Origin of the sequence: Streptomyces sp. NPDC046881 (assembly GCF_040645015.1) — a bacterium.
Classification (GTDB): Bacteria; Actinomycetota; Actinomycetes; order Streptomycetales; family Streptomycetaceae; genus Streptomyces.
In genome coordinates this window covers 1-15,470 of the sequence record NZ_JBEYXJ010000043.1, presented here as the reverse complement: position 1 = coordinate 15,470, position 15,470 = coordinate 1, and the positions used below count along the sequence as shown (strand labels likewise).

Genomic DNA, 15,470 nt, shown 5'->3' with positions numbered 1-15,470 from the left:
GCGGGTTCACCGCCGGGCGGTGCCGGTCAAGGGGTCACGCTCTCCTGACCGGCCCGCATGCACGTGCCCTCCCGCAGGAACAGCGTGCCCCGACGGCGGTGCGGGGCAGCGACGAGCTGCGATCCCCGGCTGCCCTCGTGTCATCGAGTCCGCAGGCGGTCCGCGCTCGGTGGTGAGGCGGCCCGGTTACAAGGTCCCCGCGCCCGAGCAGCCTGTCAGGACCAGCGCCGCCGCAAGAGTGCCGGGCAAGGTCCTGCGGTGTGGCGCACCTCTCAGCACCCCGCCCCGACTCCCTGCACCGGATGAAGACGACAGCGACGGGGTGATCACTGCCGTTCCGGCAAGAAGGCACAGCAGCCGCCCGGCCCGCCCCGGTCCGCCGCGAGCCGCGGCGAGCCGCGGCGGTCACGCCGACTTCCTGACAGTGCCTCTCCCGCGGGCGGCATCCCCGCGGCGGTCCTCTCCAGGACGCTGACCAGCAGTTCTTCTGTCGTGCAGGATCAAGAACGTGTCGTGCAGGATCAAGGACGCCTCCCTCGCGCTCCCTAACGTGAGGGCCATGGACTGCACACCTTCTCCGCGCGCGGCCGAGATAACCGAGGCCGTGCGCTCATTCATCCGGGAGGAAATCGCCCCCGTCGAGTGCGAGCTTCACCGCCGGCAGGGCGAGAGGCGCCGTACCGGCGACGGGGCGGACCCGTGGCAGATCCCGGAGGAAGTACGGGATCTGCAGCGCAAGGCGCGGTCGCAGGGTCTGTGGAACCTGTTCCTTCCTGCCGGGCACGAGGGGGTGTACGCGGAACGGTTCGGTACGCGCGGCGGCACGGGCCTGACGAACGTGGACTACGCCCCGATCGCCGAGGCGACGGGATGGTCGTTCCTGGCCCCGTACGTGTTCAACTGCAACGCGCCGGACTCCGGCAACGCCGAGGTCCTGCTGCGCTACGGATCGCAGGAACAGAAGGACCGGTGGCTCGACCCGCTGCTGGACGGCCGGATCCGCTCGGCGTTCGCCATGACCGAGCCGGACGTGGCGTCCTCGGACGCGACCAACATGCGGCTCACGGCTGTGCTCGAGGGCGACGAGGTCGTCATCGACGGCCGCAAGTGGTGGACCACCGGCGTCGGAAACGAGGACTGTGAGATCTTCGTCGTCATGGGGCTCACCGCCCCGGACGCGCAGGAGCACGCCCAGCACTCCATGGTCCTCGTCCCCCGGAACACCCCCGGGGTGCGGGTCGAACGGATGCTGGACACGATGGGCTTCTTCGACGAGCCCTTCGGCCACGGCGAGGTCTCCTTCACCGACGTCCGCGTCCCGGCGTCGAACATCATCGCCGGTCCCGGGCGGGCCTTCGAGATCGCCCAGGGCCGCCTCGGTCCCGGCCGGGTGCATCACGCGATGCGCATGATCGGCCTGGCCGAACGCGCCCTGCGGCTGGCCTGCGAGCGCGGTCTGGCACGCACCGCGTTCGGCAAGCCGCTCGCCGACCTGGGTGGCAACCGCGAGCGCATCGCCGAGGCGCGGATCGCGATCGACTCCACCCGGCTGCTCATCCTGAACGCCGCGTGGAAGCTCGACACCGTCGGAGCCCGGGGCGCGCTCGCGGAGGTCAGTGCCATCAAGGTCGCCGCGCCCAACATCGCCCAACGGGTCATCGACTTCGCGATCCAGATCCACGGCGGGGGCGGCCTGTCCAGTGACTTCCCGCTGGCGGGCGCATGGACCGCGGCGCGGGCGGTCCGCCTGGCCGACGGCCCCGACGAGGTGCACAAGAGCGTCATCGCCCGCCTCGAACTCGGCAAGTACGGGACGTCACGATGAGCCGCGCCACCGGCCCCGCCGGAGGGCGAGTGGTCTTGGTCACCGGGGGCGCCTCCGGACTCGGCGCGGCACTCGCGTCCCGGTGTGCCGAACGCGGGGACCGGGTGCTCGTCACGGACCTCGCCCTACGGGCCGATGTCCCCGACGGCGCCCTGTACCAGCGCCTGAACATCACCTCGTCGGGCGACTGGACGGACGCGCTGGAACGCGTGCGCGTCGAGTACGGCCGGCTCGACGTGCTGATCAACAACGCGGGCATCGCCGCGGGCGGGCGCGTGGACCGCCTTGACGACGCGCACTGGCGGCGGGTGCTCGACGTCAACGTGCTCGGCGCGGTGAACGGCTGCCGCACCTTCACCCCGCTGTTCAAGAGCCAGGGGCATGGCCACGTGGTCAACGTGGCCTCCCTCGCCGGACTGGTTCACCCGGCGGCGATGGGTTCGTACACCGCGAGCAAGGCGGCCGTGGTCGCCCTCTCGGAGACCCTGCGCCACGAGCTCGGCCCGTGGGGCGTCGACGTCAGCGTGGTGTGCCCCTCGTTCTTCCGGACGAACCTGGCCTCCTCACTGGGAGGAGAGGACCCGCTGATGGACGAGGTCGCGTCCAAGCTGATCGCGCGGGCACCGTTGGGGGCCGAAGAGATCGCCGCCCAGGTGCTGCGCGGCGTCGACACACGCCGCTTCCTGATCCTGCCCGACCGGGCAGCACGGCTCGCGTACTGGACGAAGCGCCTGGCGCGTCCCCTCTACGACCGCCGGATGGCCGCCGCGGGCGTGAAGCTCCGCCGGGCCGAACTGAAGAAGAAGCCGACTCCAGGAAGACAGGAGCGAGTATGAGACACCGTACGGGCAAAGGCGTCGTCCTGGTCACCGGCGCGAGTTCCGGGCTCGGTGAGGAGATGGCCCGCCAGTTCGCCGCCCTGGGCTACGACCTCGCCCTGTGCGCGCGGCGCACGGACCGGCTCGACCTCCTTGCCCAGGAGATCCGTTCGGCCACCGGCCGGCGCGTTGCCACCACCGGCCTGGACGTCACCGACAGCGTTGCGGTCGCATCCGTGTTCCACGCGTTCGCACAGGACTTCGGAGCGATCGACCGGGTCGTCGTCAACGCCGGCATCGGCAGGGGAGCCCCCATCGGGACGGGGCGGAGCGACGCCAACCTGGCCACGGCCATGACCAATTTCGTCGGAGCGCTCGCCCAGACCGAGGCCGCCCTGGAGATCTTCCGCCGGCAGAGCCGCGGCCATCTCGTGCTCATCTCCTCCATGTCCGCCCTCCGCGGCATGCGCAGGTCCATGACCACCTACGCGGCGACCAAAGCAGGCCTGGCCTCCCTGGCCGAGGGCCTGCGGTCGGAGAACATCAGGGGCCTCGACGTCTCGGTCGTCCACCCCGGTTACATCCGCTCGGAGATGAACGCCCACGTCGTACAGAAGACCCGGTTCATGACCGATACCGAGACCGGTGTGCGGGCGATGGTCGAGGCCATCGAGAAGCGCCGCACCAAGGCGTACGTGCCGGCCTGGCCGTGGGCACCGATCGGGATCGCGTTGAAGGCTCTGCCCCTGAGCGTCGTCCGGAGGCTCACGTGAACGGGGGCACCTCCCGCACCGTCGGCGACGAGCGGGGCAGCGACGTCGCCGGGGCTCGCCCGGTCCGGGACGAGGACGCCTTCGACGTCGCCGCCATGGCCGGCTGGCTCGCCGCGAACGCCACGCCGGCCGGCACCGAGGTGGACCTGTCCGTGGTCCCGCAGGTCAAGCAGTTCTCCGGCGGCGTCTCCAACCTGACGTACCTGCTGCGCTACCCGGACGGCGACCTCATCCTGCGCCGGCCCCCGAAGGGCAGCCACCACAAGGGCACCCACGACATGGGCCGTGAGCACCGCATCCAGACCCAGCTCGGCCGCTTCCTGCCGTACGTGCCGCGCACGATCGCACTGTGCGAGGACCCGACGGTCATCGGCACGCCCTTCTACGTCATGCAACGGCTCGTCGGCGAGATTCCCCGCAGGGAACTGCCGCGCGGGGTCATCCTCGACCGTGAGCGGACCGCCGCCCTGTGCCGCAATGTCATCGACCTGCTCGTCGACCTGCACGCCGTCGACCTCGCGACCACCGGCCTGGAGGATCTCGGCAAGGGCGACGGGTACGTGCGCAGACAGGTCGAGGGCTGGTCCGAGCGATATCGCAAGGCCCGTACCCGGAACGTCGGCTCCTTCGAGCGGGTCATGGAGTGGCTGGCCGCCCACCAGCCGGCCGACCGGGCGCACGCCCTGGTTCACAACGACTTCAGGTTCGACAACATCGTGCTCGACCCGGGGGACCCGACCCGGCCCGTCGGCCTGCTCGACTGGGAACTCACCACCGTCGGCGACCCGCTCATGGACCTGGCCAACTGCCTCGGCTACTGGGTGCAGGCCGACGACGGCAGACTCATGCGGGCGTTCCGCCGCCAGCCCACCCATCTGCCCGGAATGATGACCCGTGAAGAGGTCGTGGCGTACTACTGCGCGCGTACCGGCACCACGGTCACCCACAGCGAATGGGCCTGGTACCAGGTCTTCGGCCTGTTCCGCGTCGCCGTCATCGCCCAGCAGGTCTATCAGCGGTACCTGGCCAAACAGACCACCAACAAACAGTTCCGTTTCTTCGGCATCGCCGTGGTCCTGCTCGAACTGCGCTGCCGGCGCATCATCTCCGCAGCGCGGCGCATGCCCCATGCCGTCGCCCACGCCCAGGTAGGGAGCCTGTCGTGACCCTGACCCGCCGCCTCATATCCCCCCGTCGCTGGACCCCGCCCCCGGCCCCGGCCGACGAGGGACGAACCGCCCTCACAAGCCGCTTCACCGTTGCCCGACGGCTCGCGACAGGCGGGCACGGCCCCGAGGACGTGATCTTCGACGATCAGGGCCGCGTACTCGTCGGCCTCGGCGACGGCAGCGTCGTGCGCGTCGACCCCGCCACCGGTACCCGCACGACGGTGGGCAACACCGGCGGCCGGCCGCTGGGACTCGAACCGTCCACCGACGGCAGCGTCCTGGTCTGCGACCACGACCGGGGACTGCTGCGCATGTCCGCCGAAGGGAGGGTCGAGGTACTCGTCGACGCCGTCGCGGGCCGCCCGCTCACATTTGCCAGCAACGTGGTCGAGGGCCCGGACGGGACCATCTGGTTCACCGTGTCCACCCGCCGCTGGGACCTCCGGCACTATCTCGGCGACATCGTCGAACACTCCTGCACCGGCCTGCTCGTCCGGCGTGACGTGAACGGCACCGTCATCGTTCTGCGCGACGACCTCAAGTTCGCCAACGGCCTGGTGCTGGCCCCGGACGCCTCGCACCTGCTCGTGGCGGAGTCCGCCGGATACCGGGTGAGCCGCTACTGGCTGACCGGGCCGAAGGCCGGCACCGTCGAACCGTTCGTCGACAACCTCCCCGGCCTGCCCGACAACATGAGCCTGGGAAGCGACCGGCTGGTGTGGGTGTCGATCGCCACGCCCCGCATCACACTGCTCGACAAACTGCTCCCCCTGCCGGGGTTCCTCCGCCTCCTGATGTGGAATCTGCCCCGGGCCGTGCACATCAAGCCCACACCGATTGCCTGGGCCATGGCCTTCGACCTCTCCGGCCGGCTCGTCCACGACCTCCGTACGGACGACGGCTCGTACAGCTTCGTGACCAGTGTCGCCGAGCACCAAGGGAGGGTGGTCGCCGGCGGCCTCCACGAGGATGACATCGTCGAGGTCACCCTCACCTCCCCGGCCCGCTGACCGGGCGGCGCCTCAGCGGACCCCTCGGGCCTCACGCCGCAAGGCGGTAGGCGTGCGGCCCCACCATCGCCGGGCGCAGCGGGTGAGGACCGACTGTTCGGCAAGGCCGACGAGGTTGCTCACCTGCGCGAGTGGCATGTCGGTCTCCGTGAGGTACATCCGGGCCCGGGCACGGCGGACCGAGTCGAGGAGCGAGGCGAACGACTCCCCTTCCGCAGCCAGCTGGCGCTGCAGGGTCCGCGGGTGGACGGCGAGGACCCGGGCGACATCCACGAGTTCGGTGGGACCGGTACCGAGCGACTGGTCGATGACCGCGCGAACCTTCGAGGCCGCGACCGGTCCCGGCGGGGAGGGGCGTTGGGACAGGAAAGCCAGGGCCAGCTCGCGCACGGTGTCGTCGATCCCCTCGAGCGGCCGCGACAGCAAGGCCGTGGGCACCCGCAGCAGCGCATGGGCGCGGCCGAAGCGGACCCTGGCGCCGAAGGCCTCCTCATAGCGCGACCGCGGCGCGACAGGCTGGTGCGGCAGGTCGACGGACTTCAGCCCGTACCCGCCGTTCACGAGGAACATCAGTGCCCGGTGCACGAACAGCACGGTCATGTCGGTGGCCTGCCGAAGCGGTCGCACCCCCTCACCGAGCGAGTACTGGAGCCCCACGACCCCACGGGCGCCCTCCGGGTCGTCGACGAGCGCGACACTGAGGTCCCGCGCGTGGACGAACAGGTAGCGGGAAGTGCACTCGAGCGCCTCGGCGACCGACGGCGAGTGCTGCATGGCCACCGACAGCGGGCCCAGCATCCGGAAGTCCTGTGCCTCACCGACCCGCAGTCCCAGGTCCGGGCAGTCCAGATCGGCCGCCGCGATCTCCAGTACGGCGGCGAGCGCCGAACTCTCGACCAGCAGCTCGTCCGTGTCGAGCGCCTCCACGGGCAGACCCGCCCGCCGGGCGTACGCCACCGCGTCTCCACCGAGAACCTCCACCGTCTGCCGGAACTTCTGCAGACCTGCCGAACGCACCAAGGACACCCTCACAGGATGAGGCCGGTGTCACCCCGGGCCCAATGAGCACCACCCCGCGGTGCGGGGCCGACAGCTCAAGCCGTTGCTTCCCGGCCTCTCGATTTTCGGCAGCAGGCCCCTGACGGCAACCACGGAAGTCAAGGACCGCCCACGCTTCCCGACCGACAGCGACGGCGGCCTCCTGCCCCCCCGCGGGTCCAGGCCGACCGCTTCGGCGCCGCGGCCGACACCTGGCGACCGCGGCTGAGCCGCTTCGCGCCCGCCAGGGCAAGGGGGCGGGCGCGAAGCGGTCGGCGCTCGGGAAGCCTCCGCCCCGCGTCCGCATCGGCCGCCGCCCCGTTCAGCGGTCACGCTCCGGTACCTGTCCGCACCCTTGCCCGCCCTGATACGACGAACCTCGTGGGCGTCAGGCAGCGGGCACGCCGGTGTGCCGGCGGCGGCCCGCGGTCACTTGCCGGGCCCGTAGAGACCGAAGTGGAGTTCGGGGTCGGCGGGATCCCAGTCGTTGGTGAACTGTGAACGCCTGCCCATCGCCTGCACCCGCTCCGCCAGAGCCCTGCCGGTCTTCAGCTGGCCCTCCTGCCAGCCCTCCAGGGCCCGCGGCACGTCCCCGTCCGCGGCCCGCAGCGCGTCGGCCAGCGTCCAGGCGTCCGCCGCGGCCTTCGCGGTGCCGGCCGCCGCGTGCGGCCGGGCCGCGAAGGCCGCATCGCCGAGGATCGCGATCCGCCCGAACGCCATCTGCGGAACCTCGACGTCCAGGACCACCTGGAGGAAGGGCTGTTCCGTACAGTTGACCAGCTCCGCGGCGGCGGGCGCCAGGTCACGGGCGGCCGCCGACCGCATCTCGCGCACGAACCTCTCCTGCACCCGGCCCGGGTGTACCGACACCGGGCACGGGAAGCCGGCGACATCGGTGAGCAGCTCGTCCAGGTCGGGACCGGCCGGCACGTTCCGGTACCAGACGTAGTTCAGCAGCCGCTTCCCGGCGTCCAGTTCGCCACCGAATCCTGGGATCGGGTACATGCAGATGTGGGTGCTGGGGCCGAAGGAGTATCCGAGCGCGTCCGCGATCAGCGCGTGCGTCGTGGGCGACAGCCGGCCCTCCGGCACCGTTCCGCGCCACCCCACGTACCCGGAGTACACCGGTGTCACCTCGGGCAGCAGCCGGCGGCGGGCGGTGGAGGAGATGCCGTCGGCGAAGACGATGAGGTCCGCGCGCTCGGTGCGGCCGCTCGTGAAGCGGACGACGGCCCCATTCGCGTCCTGGGAGACGCCGGCCGCGAACTCGCCCAGATGGTAGCGGTCCTGACCGAAGTCGCCGAGGAGGATCCGGTACAGCGTCGTCCAGGAGGTGAAACGCCAGCCGGCCGGCTCCTCGTGCACGATCCGGTTGTCCGCGCCGATATAGCGCACGACGGACGCCTCGGTGCTCATCGCTTCGAGCGAGGTCTCCGCGTGCCGTTCGACGATCCACCGCACGGTGTCCGGCTGGAGCACGATGCCGGACCCCCGACCGTCCAGCACAGTGTCGGTGCGCTCGAAGACGTCGACGTCGAATCCGGCGTCACGCAGCAGGAGCGCGGTCGTCAGGCCTCCGAGAGAGCCGCCCACCACGATGGCTCGTCGCCCTTGCACGTCAGTCATGTATCCACTCCACAGACCATCAGGCCGGCTCTCACAGTCGCGGTGTCGGCCACCGCGCAGGGCCGGGAGCATTCACCTTCCTCGAAGCCGGGGGCCGGGGCCTATGGGTGCCCGCACAGCAGAGGACGTGAGTGCTGTGCGTCCCCACACCGCTTGCTCAGGACCCGGACAGCCGGGCGACACGGTCCACCATGAGCGCCATGGTGATGTCGACCAGGTCCTCGGTCCGGGCGAACGACTTGCCCAGGAGGGACTCGATGCGCCGGATCCGGAGGGCCACGGTGTTGGGGTGGACGTACAGGGCCTCCGCGGTGCGGGCCGTGCTGAGATCGTGCCGGAGGTAGGCGGCCAGCGTCTCCACCAGGTTGGTGTTGCGAGCGGTGTCGTGCGCCCGGAGCGGATCCAGGGCGTCGCTCGCGAACCGGACCAGTTCGCCGGTGTCCTCCAGTTGCAGCAGCAGACCGTGGACGCCCAGCGTCTCCAGGGTGACCGTCCGCTCGGGGCTTCCCAGCAGCCCGGAGATCTCCAGCGCGCCACGGGCGATCCGGAAGGCGCGCGGATAGTCGGAGAGCGTGTGGCACAGCGGTGAGACCGCCACGCGCACGTGCGCGTCGGCCTGGGCCCGCCGTACGGCCGTGCCGATCCGGTCGGCGGCCCGCAGGAGCTCGTCGGACGACGGGTCGACGGCCGGCCACATGACGACGGTGTAGTCGCCCATCGTGGTCGCCATCGGGAGGGGACGCACGAGCTGGGCGACGCTGCGCACCACGTTGAGGACACGTGAGGTGCGCCGCCCCTCGCCGCTGTCGTCCCGGAGGACGAAGACGGCGTGGGGGGCGGAGAGGTCGTGACCGAGACGTTGCGCCCGTGCGGCGGCGGTGCCCAGCACGGCCTGGTTGGCGGTCACCAGGTCGGTGACCAGTTCCCCGGCCATCCGCCACTCGACCTCCAGGGCGGCCCGGGTGCGCAGGATCTCCAGGCACAGGACCGTCGAGGCCTGTTCCAGCGCCCGGTGGTCCAGCGGCCCGAGCCGGCCCGCGGAACCGGTCAGCCAGATCCGGGCCACCACCTCGCCGCTGAGCGCGACGGGTACCAGCACGGTGGCGGCGTCCCCGGCGGCGCCCTCCCAGGAGGGGACCTCGACGGGCCTGCCGCGGGGCAGGACGGTGTCCAGGAGCCGGCTCAGCTCCTCGTTCTCGCGCGCGACGGGGCCCGGGGCCCGGGGCACCCTGTTGTCGTAGGGCACCGCGGCCAGCTCGGAGCCCGCCGCGTCCTCGATGAGCACCGGCCGGGAGAGCAGCTCGCTCAGGGCTCTGGCCACGGCGGCGACGCCCTCGGCGCGCAGCGCCACCCCGGTCAGCCGCTGGTGGATCTCCTCGCCCTGGCGCAGGAGCTGGTGCTGTTCCTCGAGGGATTCGTTCAGTTTCCGCAGGTCCCTGAGCTTGCGGGCCTCATCGGCCCTCCAGCGGGCCGTGGTGAGCGCGGTGGCGGCCTGGTGGGCCAGCGTGGTGAGGAGATCGACCTCCTCGGTCCCGAAGCGGTGCCGGGCACGGGTGTAGCAGTTGAGCGTGCCGAGCACCTGGTCCGCGACGATCAGAGGAATCGAGATCATCGAGTTGTAGCCCTGCTCGCGGGCGACCCCGCCCCACGGTACGAAGGCGGCGTCCGTCGAGATGTCGCTGACCTGCAACGGCTGCCGGGTCAGGTAGGCGCGGCTGGACGGAGCGGCGTCGGCCCCCGGCTGGATGGCGATGGGGTGATCGGAGTTGACGCCGTCGACGTAGTCGCGCGACAGGCCGTGCGAGCCGGTGATCACCAGGACGTCCCGCTGCCGGTCGGGGAGGAAGACGGCGCAGAACTCGTACCCCATCAGCCGGCACGCCGTCTCCGCCACCAGGTCGAGCAGTTCGGGCAGGGAGGCGGGACGGTTGACCGCGGAGGCGATGGCGGCGATGCCGTCCACCCAGCGCTGGAGGTCCACCTGCCCGGGCCCTTCGCGCCGGGAGGGATCGACGCCGGGCAGCCTGTCGCTCTTGTGGTGCATGGCGTACTCACTCTCACCCGATCGGGCACAGCGCGTGCGGTGATCCTACGGCGCCGCCTTCGCGGGGGAGAATGCCACGGACCCGGAGGCCTCTGGGACCGGGGCGGGGCGGGCGGCCCGGGGCCCGCACCTGGCTAGGAGGGGCGCAGGGGGAGCGGCTCGTTGGCACCGTCGAGGAACTCGACGGTGGTGAAGACGAGCCAGTTGTTGCCGATGTTCTGGATGTCGTGCAGCAGGTAAGCACCTGACTCGAACTGGAAGTGCCGGGTTTCGCCCGCCTCGTACTCGACGATCCGGGTGGTGCCGTCCGACGTGTGCTGGAGGCTCTTCCCGGAGTCCACCACGGTCCAGAAGTAGTCCAGTACATGGCGGTGCGCGTGCCAGCGCTGTCCCGGGGCCAGCCTGATCTCCCACACCCGGACCCGGTCGGTCTCGCTGAGCAGGCGGGATCCCACATGTCCGTCGTGGGCGTGGGCTTCGAAGTCGCGATGGATGTCTTCGGTCCAGCCGTCGAATCCCGTGGCGATCACCGAGCCGGCGAGGGGCAGATCAACGAGGTGGTCGTGGCGGCTGCTCATGAGGTACCTGCCTTCTGAGGTCGAATATCCCGGCACAGTACCTACGCGGTCATTGTTCACCCTATGGGGGAATCCACTGTCCCGGCCCGCGAACCTGTGCCTGCGCACATGTCCACGGCGTGGTGATCCGTACATGCTGGGTGACGCCCCTCGAAAGGGGCGGAGGCCATCCTTCAGGAGGTGAGGGCCGTGACGACGACAGTGCCCGCCGGCACCACGCTGTGTCGGTTCCCCTTGGCCGGCGGGGCTGTCGTCGCCGCGGACGTGCGCCGCGCCGTGCGCGAGGCGGTCGTGTCCTTCGCGGTACGGAACGGGGTCCCCGCCGAAGCCGGTGTGTTCGACGACATCGTGTTGGTCAGCTCGGAGCTGGTGGTCAATGCGCTGCGGCACACCACCTCCCCCGGAGAACTGCGCCTCGCGGCGCTCGGCTTATCGATCGTCGTCGAGGTCGACGACGGGGACGCCCGGCTGCCGGCGAAGGTTCCCGCAGAGCGGCGCGGCGCCCGGGGCGGATACGGGCTCCAGGTGGTCGAGGAGCTGGCGCAGTCGTGGGGCGCCGTGCCCCGGCCCTGCGGCAAGACGGTCTACGCCCGTCTCGTCCTGCCGGATCGCCCGGCACCGGATGCCGGCCCTGGGCTCGCGTTGCCCCGGAGGTGCGCCGCTCAGGGACGTACCTGAGGGCGGACTCGGGCTGGAGAGCAGGTGCTGCTCCGCCGGGACCGCCGCAAGGACGCACGGAGGTCGTCAGCCTCCTTCGGCTCGCCGACCGCCTCCTGTGGCTCACCGACCGGAAGACAGCACAACGAACGCGCCTCCGCTCCCCGCTCTCACCAGCCCCCCGGCCGACGAGGCGGGTGCGGCCCGCTCCGTCCGCGGCAACCGCGTGCCGGGGTGGACGCCGCCCGGGATCAGCCACCAGTACGTCCACCAGCACGTCCACCAGTACGTCATATGACGACTTCCGCCGTACCACCGACTGCCGGGCGATGCGGCTCCGGTCAAGCCGCTCGCAGCACCACCATCCCCTCTGAGGAGATCGTCATGACGACCGCATTCGACGCCGTCGACCTCGGCGGCAGACGTCTGGCCAACCGCATCGTGATGGCCCCGATGACGCGGAGCCGTGCGTACGGCGCCGACGGCTCTCCCACCGAGGCCATGGCGACGTACTACGCCCAGCGTGCCGAAGCGGGACTGATCATCACCGAGGGGACGCGGCCTTCGGCGGTGGGGCAGGGCTGTCCCGGCACCCCGGGACTGCACACCCCGGAGCAGGCGGAGGCCTGGGTGAAGGTCACCGAGGCTGTGCACCGGCGCGGCGGCACGATCTTCGCCCAGCTGATGCACACCGGGCGGGCCGGCCACCCGAGCCTGCTGCCTGACGGCCTCGTCCCCCTCGGCCCCTCGGCCGTCGCGGCGAACGGACGGGTGTACACCCCTGACGGACCGAAGGACTTCGTCACCCCGAGGGAGATGGATGAGGAGGACATCCGGCAGACGTTCGCGGATTTCGCCGCCGCCGCACGCAACGCTGTCGCCGCCGGGTTCGACGGGGTCGAGATCCACGGCGGCAACGGCTACCTGGTGCACCAGTTCCTGGCCGACAACACCAACCTGCGCACCGACGGGTGGGGCGGTGACGTCGCCGGCCGGATACGGTTCGCCGTCGAGACCGTCACAGCCGTGGCGGACGCCATCGGCGGCCACCGGGTAGGCCTGCGCGTGTCCCCGGGGATCACCTCCAACGACATCTCCGAGTCCCGGCCGAGCGAGATCTACGCAGCCCTCGTCTCGGCTCTCAACCCCCTCGGAACCGCCTATCTGCACCTGGTCGAGGGCCCGGACCGGACGCTGACCCAGCAACTGCGCAAGGAGTGGGACTCGGCGTTCATCCTCAACCCCCACACCGCTCCCGAACCCACCGGCCCGGAATCCCTCGCCCTGGTCGAAGAGGGCATCGCAGACATGATCTCCTTCGGAGCGCTGTTCCTGGCCAACCCCGACCTGCCGCGCAGACTGGCGCTCGGCGGCCCCTTCAACTCCCCGGAGCGGGCCACCTTCTACGGCGGCGACGAGCGCGGCTACACCGACTACCCGTACCTCGCCTGACCTGAACCTCGCCTGACCTGATCCGGCGTGTCCGCCGGGCGCCCCACCCCCTGACGCTCCACCGCCCGCGCCGAAACCGGCGCCGAGCTTCCGTATCTGTCATGCTCGCATCACAAGTGCGAGGATGTGGCAAACGGAGCCTTCCCACGTGCCCCCAGTCACTCCGGCGCCCTGCCCCGGGTGACAGCAGTTGCGAGCTCCTCGCCCTCGACCCAGGGGTGAGCGCCGCGCACCTGTGTCCACCACGTGGACGGGCACATCCGCCGCCGCACCCGTCGTCCTCGGCGGAGTGCGCACCAAGCCGTTGACCACATCCCGCCTACGGCGACACGACCGGCCCGAGCTTGTGCCTCCGCCTCCTATCGATCCGTGCGTCGTGGTCACCCACCTCACTGGCCGGAGATCTCCGTGCACTCATCCCTGATCCCCACACCCCCCGAGAACCGCCGAGCCTCGCGCGACGAGCTCCGTCAGGCCCTGCGAGCCACCCGACGCACATTCCTTACCGTCAACGCGGTTCCTCTCGCGGCCGCCGTCGCGCTGTTCCCGGCCACGGACATCCCTGCCGTGCGAGTGGCCGGACACCTCACGTTCGGGGTGGCGTGGGGCATCTTGCAATGTGTCCTCTTCGCCGCCAGCGCCTGGTGGTACGAACGGCGCTGCGCGCGCGTCTGCGATCCCCTCGAACGGCGCCTCACATCGGGCGTGCCCCAGGCCGGGAGACAGAGAACCCCCGGTACCGCCAACGGGTTTGGGCGGTGAGGCAGTGTTCGTGGACATCCTGAGTTCGGGAACGCTCGACTCGATCGGCTCCGCCGCCAGGCGGCCCGTGATCATCGCCTTCCTCCTGTTCGTCAGCTGCTCCCTGCTGTGGCTCTTCGCACTCGTCACGGACCACCAGGACGACCCGGAGAGGCTCTACGTCGCGGACCGGCGCCTTCCCCCCGTCCTCAACGGCTTCGCCATGGCGGGCGAACAGATATCGGCCGTCGCCCTGTTGGCGATCCCGGGCGGCATCGCGCTGTTCGGATACGACGGGTTCACCACCGCCGTCGACGTACTGCTCACCCTCGGGGTCATGCTGCTTCTCGCTCAGCAGATCCGCAACACCGGGCGCTACACACTCGGCGGCCTGTTCGGGCTCCGCGCATCGGGATCGGCCCCCCGGGTCGCCGCCGCCCTGGTGACGCTGGTCATCACCCTTCCCATCATCACCGTCCAGCTACGCGCCGCCGGAATCAGCGTGTCCCTCCTGATCGGCATCTCCACCGACGCCGCCCAGGTGATCTGCACGATCTGGATCGGCTGCCTCGTCGCGTTCTTCGCCACCGTGGGCGACCTCAGAGGCATCACGTTCATGCAGGTCGTCAAAGTGCCCGTCACCCTGATCGCGCTCGCGGTGGTCACCTTGCTGGCCCTCGGGAAGTTCGAGTGGGACCCCGGTCACCTGCTGACCGCCGCGGTGAACCGCAGCGTGGCGCCGGACAAGTACCTGAAGCCGGGGCTGTGGCCGTACTGGACCGGCCTCGGACCGCTCAACGTCGCCGGCCAGCACATCGTCGTGATTCTGGGCACCGCCGTGACACCGCACTTGCTCCTGCGCATCGGCGCCTCCCGCTCGGGACAGGCGGCACGGCGCTCGGTCAGCATCGCTTCGGCCCTGGTCGGCGCATTCGTCGTCCTCCTGATCGCGGCCGGCTTCGCGTCAGCGGCGATCGTGGGCAGCAGGACCATCGGTGCCGCGGACGGGAACGGACAGTCAGCCCTGCTCCTGCTGGCCTCCGGCGTACTCGGTGACGGCTCGTCAGGCCGCGTCACACTCGTCACCGTGATCGCGTGTGCCACCTTCCTCGCCGTGCTGACCGCGGTAACCAGTGTCACGTTCGCCGCGGCCGTCTCCCTCACGCACGACGTGTTCGCCCGGCACCTGCGCCGGCGCAGCGACACAGGAGAGGTACGGGCCCTGCGCCTGGTCGTCGTGCTCCTGTGCACCGTGGGACTGTCGCTGTCCGTCGCCACTCGCCACTATCAGGTGGAGTTCCTGTTCAACTTCGCCGTGAACGTCGCGGCGTCGTGCATCTTCCCCGCGCTGATCTACTCCCTCTTCTGGCGGAGGTTCAACCGCCGGGGCCTGCTGTGGTCCGTCTACAGCGGACTGATCCTCTGCACGTTGTTCGCCGCCTTCTCGGCCGAGGTCTCGGGGACCGCGTACGCGCTGTGGCCGGAAGAGGATTTCGCGTGGTACCCGTTCCAGGCTCCCGGACTGGTCTCCGTGCCGGCCGCCTTCCTGCTCGGATGGGTCGGCAGCGTCACCTCGCAGGAAGCCCCGCGTGATGACTTCCCGGACATCGAGTACACGGTCATGACGGGCAACGACACACGCGTGTGATCCGCGGCGGCCCCCGCACCGCGGGCCCCCGGGGGGGGCGCGCGCGGCGCCCGCCCGGGCCGGGGGCGCCCCCCCCCACCCCCCCCCCCCC

At 70.8% G+C, this 15,470-nt stretch carries 12 protein-coding genes; 8 read left to right on the top strand and 4 right to left on the bottom strand.

The window, feature by feature from the left end; translation table 11 throughout:
• Positions 1-559: 559 nt before the first annotated feature.
• Genes ABZ923_RS21200 through ABZ923_RS21180 form a run of 5 tightly spaced genes read left to right on the top strand, consistent with a single transcriptional unit; the run spans position 560 to position 5,595 of the window.
• On the top strand, positions 560-1,825 hold the full coding sequence (locus ABZ923_RS21200) for an acyl-CoA dehydrogenase family protein (RefSeq protein WP_361473949.1): 1,266 nt from the start codon (positions 560-562) through the stop codon (positions 1,823-1,825).
• A gap of 29 nt (positions 1,826-1,854) precedes the next feature.
• Positions 1,855-2,661, top strand: coding sequence for an SDR family NAD(P)-dependent oxidoreductase (locus tag ABZ923_RS21195; protein ID WP_361473946.1), 807 nt, complete (start codon positions 1,855-1,857; stop codon positions 2,659-2,661).
• Positions 2,658-3,416: an SDR family oxidoreductase gene (locus ABZ923_RS21190; protein ID WP_361473943.1), complete on the top strand. Its 759-nt coding sequence runs from the start codon at positions 2,658-2,660 to the stop codon at positions 3,414-3,416. Before ABZ923_RS21195 ends, ABZ923_RS21190 begins: the two co-directional genes overlap by 4 nt.
• Positions 3,413-4,582 (top strand): phosphotransferase family protein, encoded by a 1,170-nt coding sequence (locus ABZ923_RS21185; protein WP_361473940.1) that lies wholly within the window; start codon positions 3,413-3,415, stop codon positions 4,580-4,582. The genes ABZ923_RS21190 and ABZ923_RS21185 overlap by 4 nt, the downstream gene beginning before the upstream one ends.
• Positions 4,579-5,595 (top strand): SMP-30/gluconolactonase/LRE family protein, encoded by a 1,017-nt coding sequence (locus ABZ923_RS21180; protein WP_361473937.1) that lies wholly within the window; start codon positions 4,579-4,581, stop codon positions 5,593-5,595. The genes ABZ923_RS21185 and ABZ923_RS21180 overlap by 4 nt, the downstream gene beginning before the upstream one ends.
• 12 nt (positions 5,596-5,607) lie before the next feature.
• Here the strand turns inward: ABZ923_RS21180 and ABZ923_RS21175 are convergent, their stop codons facing one another.
• The 4 genes from ABZ923_RS21175 to ABZ923_RS21160 form a co-directional block, all read right to left on the bottom strand.
• Positions 5,608-6,612 (bottom strand): AraC family transcriptional regulator, encoded by a 1,005-nt coding sequence (locus ABZ923_RS21175; protein WP_361473935.1) that lies wholly within the window; start codon positions 6,610-6,612, stop codon positions 5,608-5,610.
• 450 nt (positions 6,613-7,062) lie between these two features.
• Complete coding sequence (locus ABZ923_RS21170) at positions 7,063-8,259, bottom strand: FAD-dependent monooxygenase (RefSeq protein ID WP_361473933.1); 1,197 nt, start codon at positions 8,257-8,259, stop codon at positions 7,063-7,065.
• Positions 8,260-8,416: 157 nt separating this feature from the next.
• Entirely contained in the window at positions 8,417-10,303 is a 1,887-nt protein-coding gene (locus ABZ923_RS21165; RefSeq protein WP_361473930.1) for a GAF domain-containing protein, read from the bottom strand.
• Positions 10,304-10,437: 134 nt separating this feature from the next.
• A complete protein-coding gene (locus tag ABZ923_RS21160; protein ID WP_361473928.1) occupies positions 10,438-10,881 on the bottom strand; it encodes a hypothetical protein in 444 nt (147 codons plus the stop codon).
• A gap of 189 nt (positions 10,882-11,070) precedes the next feature.
• On the opposite strand from ABZ923_RS21160, the gene ABZ923_RS21155 reads away from it, so the two are divergent.
• The 3 genes from ABZ923_RS21155 (at position 11,071) to ABZ923_RS21145 (ending at position 15,379) form a co-directional block, all read left to right on the top strand.
• Positions 11,071-11,559, top strand: a complete 489-nt coding sequence (locus tag ABZ923_RS21155) for an ATP-binding protein (RefSeq protein WP_361473926.1) — start codon at positions 11,071-11,073, stop codon at positions 11,557-11,559.
• Positions 11,560-11,922: 363 nt separating this feature from the next.
• On the top strand, positions 11,923-12,990 hold the full coding sequence (locus ABZ923_RS21150) for an alkene reductase (protein WP_361473923.1): 1,068 nt from the start codon (positions 11,923-11,925) through the stop codon (positions 12,988-12,990).
• Between the two features lie 772 nt (positions 12,991-13,762).
• Positions 13,763-15,379: a cation acetate symporter gene (locus ABZ923_RS21145; RefSeq protein WP_361473920.1), complete on the top strand. Its 1,617-nt coding sequence runs from the start codon at positions 13,763-13,765 to the stop codon at positions 15,377-15,379.
• Positions 15,380-15,470 lie beyond the last annotated feature (91 nt).

Excerpts from the sequence above, each read along its gene's own strand:
- ABZ923_RS21200 (WP_361473949.1), top strand. The coding sequence starts at position 560 with ATGGACTGCACACCTTCTCCGCGCGCGGCCGAGATAACCGAGGCCGTG.
- ABZ923_RS21190 (WP_361473943.1), top strand. The coding sequence starts at position 2,658 with ATGAGACACCGTACGGGCAAAGGCGTCGTCCTGGTCACCGGCGCGAGT.
- ABZ923_RS21170 (WP_361473933.1), bottom strand. The coding sequence starts at position 8,259 with ATGACTGACGTGCAAGGGCGACGAGCCATCGTGGTGGGCGGCTCTCTC.
- ABZ923_RS21165 (WP_361473930.1), bottom strand. The coding sequence starts at position 10,303 with ATGCACCACAAGAGCGACAGGCTGCCCGGCGTCGATCCCTCCCGGCGC.
- ABZ923_RS21160 (WP_361473928.1), bottom strand. The coding sequence starts at position 10,881 with ATGAGCAGCCGCCACGACCACCTCGTTGATCTGCCCCTCGCCGGCTCG.
- ABZ923_RS21150 (WP_361473923.1), top strand. The coding sequence starts at position 11,923 with ATGACGACCGCATTCGACGCCGTCGACCTCGGCGGCAGACGTCTGGCC.